Origin of the sequence: Flavobacterium sp. UBA6195 (genome assembly GCF_002422095.1) — a bacterium.
GTDB lineage: Bacteria > Bacteroidota > Bacteroidia > Flavobacteriales > Flavobacteriaceae > Flavobacterium.
Genome location: NZ_DITB01000042.1, coordinates 1 through 8,666 on the forward strand (window position 1 = coordinate 1; position 8,666 = coordinate 8,666).

The 8,666-nt window shown below is 33.8% G+C and carries 7 protein-coding genes; 3 read left to right on the forward strand and 4 right to left on the reverse strand.

Annotation, left to right across the window (positions count from 1 at the left end; all coding sequences use genetic code 11):
• Positions 1-81 precede the first annotated feature (81 nt).
• On the reverse strand, positions 82-636 hold the full coding sequence (locus B4I81_RS03455; RefSeq protein ID WP_291107591.1) for a thioredoxin family protein: 555 nt from the start codon (positions 634-636) through the stop codon (positions 82-84).
• A gap of 164 nt (positions 637-800) precedes the next feature.
• On the opposite strand from B4I81_RS03455, the gene B4I81_RS03460 reads away from it, so the two are divergent.
• Positions 801-1,820 carry a quinone-dependent dihydroorotate dehydrogenase gene (locus tag B4I81_RS03460; protein ID WP_291107594.1) on the forward strand — a complete coding sequence of 340 codons (1,020 nt, stop codon included), beginning with the start codon at positions 801-803 and terminating at the stop codon, positions 1,818-1,820.
• Between the two features lie 19 nt (positions 1,821-1,839).
• On the forward strand, positions 1,840-2,703 hold the full coding sequence (locus tag B4I81_RS03465) for a hydroxymethylglutaryl-CoA lyase (RefSeq protein ID WP_291107597.1): 864 nt from the start codon (positions 1,840-1,842) through the stop codon (positions 2,701-2,703).
• Here B4I81_RS03465 and B4I81_RS03470 read toward each other — a convergent pair.
• Positions 2,700-5,201 carry a cation-translocating P-type ATPase gene (locus B4I81_RS03470; RefSeq protein ID WP_291107600.1) on the reverse strand — a complete coding sequence of 834 codons (2,502 nt, stop codon included), beginning with the start codon at positions 5,199-5,201 and terminating at the stop codon, positions 2,700-2,702. The genes B4I81_RS03465 and B4I81_RS03470 overlap by 4 nt on opposite strands.
• Positions 5,202-5,314: 113 nt before the next feature.
• Between B4I81_RS03470 and guaB the strand changes: the two genes are divergently transcribed.
• Positions 5,315-6,787, forward strand: a complete 1,473-nt coding sequence (guaB, locus tag B4I81_RS03475) for an IMP dehydrogenase (protein WP_291107603.1) — start codon at positions 5,315-5,317, stop codon at positions 6,785-6,787.
• Between the two features lie 73 nt (positions 6,788-6,860).
• Here guaB and B4I81_RS03480 read toward each other — a convergent pair whose 3' ends face one another.
• Positions 6,861-7,370 (reverse strand): CAP domain-containing protein, encoded by a 510-nt coding sequence (locus B4I81_RS03480; protein WP_291107605.1) that lies wholly within the window; start codon positions 7,368-7,370, stop codon positions 6,861-6,863.
• A gap of 1 nt (position 7,371) precedes the next feature.
• On the reverse strand, positions 7,372-8,499 hold the full coding sequence (locus B4I81_RS03485) for a hypothetical protein (RefSeq protein WP_291107608.1): 1,128 nt from the start codon (positions 8,497-8,499) through the stop codon (positions 7,372-7,374).
• Between the last annotated feature and the right edge of the window lie 167 nt (positions 8,500-8,666).

The following is an 8,666-nucleotide window of genomic DNA, read 5'->3' on the forward strand; positions in this document are numbered from 1 at the left end:
TTTTATCGGACATTAATGATTTAAAAACAAAATAAATAAAACATTTTTTAATCAATACCCATATTGAAAGTAAATAAGAAATCATTTCCACTTAATATTACACCCAATACTCGGTTTCTGTTCTGGATTAATTAATCGATTCATCACCACCCCATCAATTGCACTTCGTAAATCAGAACCACTTAATGGAATGCCGTTTGCAGGTCGGCTGTCGTCTAATTGTCCGCGGTAAACCAACTTATTTTGATTGTCAAATAGATAAAAATCAGGTGTACAAGCAGCATCGTAAGCTTTTGCTACTTCTTGTGTTTCATCGAATAGATATGGGAATTCAAATCCGTTTTCAAAGGCAAATTCGGTCATTAGTTCTGGTGCATCTTGCGGATATTTTACAACATCATTACTCGAAATCGCTACAAAACCTATTCCTTGCACACGATAATCGTTTACTATTCGAATTACCTCGTCCATCACATGATGCACAAACGGACAATGATTACAAATGAACATTACCACCGTTCCTTTTTCACCTTTACAATCAGCAAAAGTTTTAAAATCGGTAGCGTTGGTGTCTTTCAAATTGAAATCAGGAGCAATCGTGCCTAGTGGTAACATGTTGGAAGGAGTTTGAGCCATTTTGAAATTAGAATTTAGAGGTTAGAATTTAGAAATTAGAAGTTTAGTCTTTTCACTTTTCACTTCCCTAATTATACGCATCAAATCTTTTATTGTTACAAAATGCGGCAATACTTTTTTTTGGAATAGCATTTTCTTACTTTTGCACAACAACACAACACACTATGTACAAAATCTTCATTCGTCCGATACTTTTCTGTTTCGATCCAGAAAAAGTGCATTATTTTACCTTTTCATTCATTCGTTTTCTGAATAAAATCCCAGGTTTTTCGAGCTTATTTCAAGCGCTTTACGAAGTAAAAGATGCTCGTTTAGAACGAGAAGTTTTCGGAATTAAATTTAAAAATCCAGTGGGTTTAGCAGCAGGATTTGATAAAGATGCGAAATTGTATCAAGAGTTATCAAATTTTGGTTTCGGATTTATTGAAATTGGAACGTTGACACCTATTGGACAAGAAGGAAATCCAAAAAAACGTTTGTTTCGCTTAAAAGAAGACAATGCGATTATCAACCGAATGGGGTTTAATAATGGTGGTGTAAAAGAAGCGGTTGAGCGATTAAAACAAAATAAAGGTGTTTTAATTGGTGGAAACATTGGAAAAAATAAAGTCACGCCAAACGAAGAAGCGGTAAAAGATTATGAAATCTGTTTTGAAGCTTTGTTTCCGTATGTCGATTATTTTGTGGTGAATGTGAGTTCGCCAAACACGCCAAATCTTCGCGAATTACAAGATAAAAAACCTTTGACAGATTTATTACAAACGCTTCAAGACAAAAATAACGCAAAATCAAAACAAAAGCCAATTTTACTAAAAATCGCTCCCGATTTAACTGATGAGCAGCTTTTAGATATCATTAATATCGTTAACGAAACTAAAATTGCAGGAGTAATTGCTACAAATACTACAATTTCTCGCGAAGGCTTACAATCGGAAAACAAATCAGAAATGGGTGGTTTGTCTGGAAAACCATTAACCAAACGTTCTACAGAAGTGATTCGTTTTCTTTCCGAAAAAAGTAATAAGTCGTTTCCAATCATTGGAGTAGGAGGAATTCACACCGCAGATGATGCGATTGAAAAATTAAATGCTGGTGCCAGTTTGGTACAACTTTACACTGGATTTATTTATGAAGGTCCGGCTTTAGTGAAAGCGATTAACAAAAAGATTTTGGAAAACAGCTAAAATCCCTATCTTTGAAGCTATGAACGAAATCAAAATTATCGAGTGTCCGCGAGATGCCATGCAAGGTATCAAACCGTTTATTCCTACCGAAAGAAAGGTAAAATACATCCAATCGTTATTGCGTGTAGGCTTTGATACTATTGATTTTGGAAGTTTTGTTTCGCCAAAAGCGATTCCGCAAATGCAAGATACGGTTGAGGTATTAGCGCAATTGGATTTGTCTGCCACTAATAGCAAATTATTAGCGATTATTGCGAATACACAAGGTGCTCAAAATGCTTCGATTCATAAGGAAATTCAATATTTAGGTTTTCCATTTTCGATTTCGGAGAACTTTCAAATGCGAAATACGCACAAAACTATTGCGGAAAGTTTAGTGACATTACAAGAAATTTTAGAAATCGCAGATAAATCGAATAAAGAAGTCGTGACTTATATTTCAATGGGTTTTGGAAATCCGTATGGAGATCCTTGGAATGTTGAAATTGTTGGCGAATGGACAGAAAAATTGGCGAATATGGGTGTAAAAATCCTTTCGCTTTCGGATACCGTTGGAAGTTCCACTCCAGAAGTAATTGATTACTTATTTTCTAATTTGATTCCGAAATATCCAAACATCGAATTTGGTGCGCATCTTCATACTACGCCAGACAAATGGTTTGAAAAAATTGATGCAGCTTACAATGCAGGTTGTCGTCGTTATGATGGTGCGATTCAAGGTTTTGGTGGTTGCCCTATGGCAAAAGACGATTTAACAGGTAATATGCCTACGGAAAAATTGTTGTCGTATTTCACCACGAAAAGAGAAAATACGAATACCAGTCCAATGAGCTTTGAAAGTGCTTACAACGAAGCGACTAAACTATTTGGCGAGTTTCATTAAGCTGATTTTCTTCGTTTAAAGGCTTTATAAATTTCTACCCAAAGTACTGAAATACTTCCCACTAAAACACACAATCCTATTTGGGAACCACTTACCATTTCAAATAAGAAAAAGTTCGAAAATGCAGGAATAAACAGAAGTAATCCTGTCAGTAAAATAGTGATTCCAATGATTAATCCCACTAAATTATTTTTGTACTGAATCGTTTTGAAAATCGAATAATAAAACGAACGATTCGCTAACGTTAATACGATATTTGAAGTAATTAAAGTTAAGAAAATCAAGGTTCTAGTGCCGTTTTCGGACATGTTTTCTCTAATAGCGTATTGGTAAATAAATAGCAATCCTAAAGTAATTACTAATCCTTGAATTATACTTATTAATACTTCTTTTAAGTTGAAAAAAGTTGTCGTTAGTGGTCTTGGTTTTTGAAGCATCAAATTATCTTCCATAGGTTCGTTTTCGTATATGATGGAGCAAGTTGGGCCCATAATAATTTCCAAGAAAATAATGTGAACTGGAGAAAAAATATTTGGATACATCCAACCCAAAGCCAATGGAATAAACACAATTAATATAATCGGAATATGAATAGAAATGATGTATTGAATTGCTTTTTTTAGGTTGAGGTAGATTTTTCTTCCCATGGCAATTGCATCTGTCATTCGCTCGAAATTATCGTCTACAAGAATTAAGTTGGCAGCTTGTTTGGCAATTTCGGTACCTTTTTTACCCATCGCAATTCCGATGTGCGCTGATTTTAAAGCAGGTCCGTCATTTACGCCATCACCTGTCATGGCTACGATTTGATTGTTGGCTTTTAATGCTTTGATAATTCTCAATTTTGCTTCTGGAAACATTCTGGTGAAAATAGCTGTTACCATTACTTTTTCTTTCAAAGTAGCTTCATCCATTGCCATTAATTCGTCGCCATTTAATACTTTATCAGCATTTTTAAATCCGACTTGTTTTGCAATGGTGGAAGTGGTTTCAGCATTATCGCCTGTTACAATTTTTACTTGAATTCCAGCTTTGTAAAACGTTTCAAAAACCGCTTGAATGTTATGTTTTGGTGGGTCATAAAAAGCGACCAATCCTTTAAAATGGAACTTTAATTCTTGTTGGGCTGCCGGATAATCCGTTCCTACAAAGTCAGAAACACCCACGCCTAAAACTCGAAATCCTTTTTGCATCATGGTTTTCATTGCTTCAAAAATCTGATTTTTTTCAGTTTCAGTTAAATGACTAACAGCGATTAATGCTTCTGGAGCACCTTTTGCCGCAATGATTTTTTTACCTGATTCGTTTTCGAAAACGTGTGTCATCATCGGTGGTTTTCCACTTAACGGATATTCGTGAACCATTTTAAAATGAGGTCGTTCGTCTTCACTTTCAAAATTAGAATACGCTTCATGTATCGCAATTTCCATCGCATCAAACGGAATGGGTTCGCTCGACCACATGGCGAAATTCAATACTTCTTCTGCTTCGGGATTTAGTTTTTGAGAGGTTTCTATTATCGAATTGGATTTAAAAAGATACAATTCGGCTAAACTCATTCGGTTTTCGGTAATCGTTCCGGTTTTATCGGTGCAAATTACGGTGGCACTTCCTAAGGTTTCCACAGTTTTGGTTTGTTTGGTAATGATTCCCATTTTCATCAATCTCCAAGCACCTAATGCCATAAACGTAGTGAAAGCTACTGGAATTTCCTCTGGGATAACGCTCATTGCTAAGGTTAACGCTTTTAATAAACTATCTAAAACTAATCCAGAGTTGTAGTAATTAATCGCCCAAACAATAGCAAAAATCACCAAACCAATAAAAGACATTTTAGTAACGAAATTCCCGATTTGAATTTGTAAAGGCGTTTTTTCTTCTTCAATCGCATTCAAACTCGAACCAATTTTTCCTAATTGTGTTTTATCTCCAATAGCCGTTACTTCACAAATTGCTAAACCAGAAGCAACAATAGTACCTTGAAAAACTTGTTTGTTTTCAGATTCATTAGGCTTAAATACGGCTAAAGATTCACCGGTTAAGATAGATTCATTGACCGAAAAATCGTTGGAAGAAAGAATAATTCCATCCGCAGGAATGAAAGCGCCTTCTTCTAATTGAACACAATCACCAATGACAATTTCCTCGGTTGGAATTTCGATTGTAGAACCATTTCGAATGACTTTACATTTTGGTTGGGTTAGTTTTTTTAAAGCTTCAATCGCATTACGACTTCTAGATTCTTGAAAAACAGAAATCGCAATTACGAAGACAATCGCAATGGCCATAAAAATGCCATCACCATAATCACCAGTTATGAAATATATACTCGTTGCGGTAAACAATAAAAGAAACATGGGTTCTTTTACGATATCTAAAATAGAATTCAGAAAATGGTTTTTTTTCTGATGTTCAACCGAGTTGGTGCCGAATTTTTTTGCGGATTCTACTACTTCTAAATCGTTTAGGCCTGTACTTGTTTTTTTAGAATCGCTCATTGTAGATGAAAAATTATTATGCAAGTTACATAATTTATTCTTAAAAGAAATAGATTATTAGCCTAAGTTTTACTATATTTGCACGCAATTTAACAACAACTACAAATTGCACCATGAAAGCACACACAACTAAAATCGTTGGCGAAGGTCTTACTTACGACGATGTTTTGCTTATTCCAAATTATTCAGAAATTTTACCACGCGAAGTTAGTATTCAATCGAAGTTTTCGAGAAATATTACGTTGAATGTTCCTATCGTTTCAGCAGCAATGGACACGGTTACCGAAAGTTCTATGGCAATTGCTATGGCACAAGAAGGAGGAATTGGCGTTTTACACAAAAACATGACGATTGAGCAACAAGCAGCGAAAGTAAAGAAAGTAAAACGTGCAGAAAGCGGTATGATTATCGATCCGGTAACATTGCCTTTAACTGCAAATGTTGGTGATGCGAAAATGGCAATGAAAGAATTTAGCATTGGCGGAATTCCAGTTGTAGATGATAACGGAATTTTAAAAGGAATCGTAACGAATAGAGATTTACGTTTCGAAAAAGTAAATTCACGTTCTATTTTGGAAGTAATGACTTCTGAAAATTTAGTAACGGCTGCTCAAGGAACCACTTTGCAAGAAGCAGAAGGAATTCTTCAAGAAAACAAAATTGAAAAATTACCAGTAGTTGATAACAACAATAAATTAGTTGGTTTAATTACGTTTAGAGATATTACTAAATTAACGCAAAAACCAATTGCCAATAAAGATAAATTCGGTCGTTTACGTGTAGCTGCGGCTTTAGGGGTTACGGCTGATGCAGTAGATAGAGCAACGGCTTTAGTAAATGCTGGAGTTGATGCTGTAATCATCGATACGGCTCACGGACATACAAAGGGTGTTGTAGATGTATTAAAAGCTGTAAAAGCAAAATTCCCTGAATTAGATGTAGTTGTGGGCAACATTGCAACTCCAGAAGCAGCTTTATATTTAGCTCAAAACGGAGCTGATGCAGTAAAAGTTGGAATTGGTCCAGGTTCTATTTGTACAACGCGAGTTGTGGCAGGTGTTGGTTTTCCACAATTTTCAGCTGTTTTAGAAGTAGCTGCGGCGTTAAGAGGAACAGGAGTTCCAGTTATAGCTGATGGTGGAATTCGTTATACAGGGGACATTCCAAAAGCGATTGCTGCAGGAGCTGATTGTGTAATGTTAGGTTCACTTTTAGCAGGAACAAAAGAATCGCCAGGAGAAACGATTATTTTTGAAGGAAGAAAATTCAAATCATACCGTGGAATGGGTTCTGTTGAAGCAATGCAAGAAGGTTCGAAAGACCGTTATTTCCAAGATGTAGAAGATGATGTGAAGAAATTAGTTCCAGAAGGAATTGTAGGTCGTGTGCCTTACAAAGGAGAATTAAACGAAAGCATGCAACAATTCATTGGTGGTTTGAGAGCCGGAATGGGATATTGTGGTGCAAAAGATATTCCAACCTTACAAGAAAATGGACGTTTCATTAGAATTACAGCGAGTGGAATTGGCGAAAGTCACCCACATAACGTAACGATTACGAAAGAAGCTCCGAATTATTCGAGATAATATAAGTGTTCAGTGCTCAGTGAGTAGTGTTCAGTGAAATAGAAACCTGATAGTTTATAAGCTATCAGGTTTTTTATTTTGCACCAAACAATTGTACTGCATAAATTTTTTTATTTTCCGAATCGATGCTAAAACCAATTTCCGTGAAATTATATTTTGTTTCTGAAATATTCTTGTAATGATTCGGTGATTTCTTCCACAGATTAAACATTTTTAAAGCTAATGCATCTAAATCGGTTTCAGAGTAAATTTGGTCTTTAATTCCTGTAAATAATAAGTTTTCACCCACCAAAACAAACGAATTTCCGCCATAAAAAGACACGCGTTCTTTTGGACTTTGCTTTTTTACATCGGTTTGTTCGTGCGTTAAAGTTAGAGCTTTTGCTATGTATTTGGCATGGTCATCTGCTGCTTTTTTCAAATAAGCATCCAAACCAAGAACTTTTCTGTCGTTATTGGAACGTTCTTCGTTTACCAATTGATACACTTTTGTTTTCAGTTTTTCTAAATCAATTTTGTTTTGATTTTGACTGAAACTGAATGTGGATATGAATATTAAAAATAGGGTGATTTGGGTTTTCATGTTAGTTGGAGATTAGTTCTTGATTTAATTTATCCAAAGTGATTTCTTTGAAATTTAAATCAAATTCACTTTTGGAATTTTTATCTATATAAAACGAATCAAACATGATTTTATTTCCTGAATTAGCATAAACAACAACTTTTATTTTTCCAATAATTTTAGTTTTATTCAAATATGTATCAAATTGACCTAAATTATAGTTCAAAAGTGATTGATTATTTTGGTAAATCAAATTGAAAGAAAAATATTTAAGGTCTTGATTAGTGTTTTTATAAGTTATTTCTTTCTCAACTTCATAAGCTAAAATTTTATCGATGTTAATCCAACCTAATTTGTCTGATGTGAAAGAATAAATTTGATTTTGGTTTTCATAAAAATTGTGCCTTACAATTTCTTCTTCTTTTGTTAAGTTTTGATCTTCTAATACTATTGCCCACTCACTATTTGATTCAATTAATGCTTCAATACTTTTTTTATTATCCTCATTTATAATTTTTAAATACTTAAGGGAATCTCTTTTTTTAACAATTTCAAGACTATCTATTGCAACTCTTTTTTTGAACTTGTCTGGAATATTCTCATATTTCCATTTGCCAGATTTAAAATATTCCAAATTTCTTACAATGTCGGATATTTCAGTATGTATTTTATTCTCACTCAATTCCCAACTAAAAATGGAATCATTATTGTTATAATAAATGTTACTCTCTGCTAATGGTTTATTTGGAATTGTAACATCATAAGATTTGCCTTTTTTGATTTTCAATTGTTTATCGCCTTCTTTAAAATTAATGTAAAACATTCCAGAAGATTCTAATAATTCGTCTTTATCAGTTACAGTTGACAAACCATTTAAAATCATATCTTCTTTTGAATAAAACTCTTTTAATTCAAAAGTGATTTTTCCGTTCGTGTAATTTTCAAACAAATCTTTTGTAATCCAAACCTTTGTTCCTTCTTTTCCAGAAATTAAAGTGTCTTTTTTAAGTACAAACTCAAAATTTTGTAATTTATCTGTTTTTAATTGGGAAGAAATTGCAATCGAATTTTCTTCAATTGGTAAAGATGTTTTTTCTTTTTGACAAGATAACATTACAATTGAGAAGATAAGGATGTAAATAGTTTTCATAAAGTTGGTTTTGAAAGAAAAATCAAGTTTTGTGCCAAAATCTTAATAAATTCTTAAAATTTAAACACAACATTAAACTCATAGTCATTGCGAGGAACGAAGCAATCTAAATATTCATTATGTCGATTATTTCGTCATACAAGTCATCCTATGTTTGCAAAAGGAAG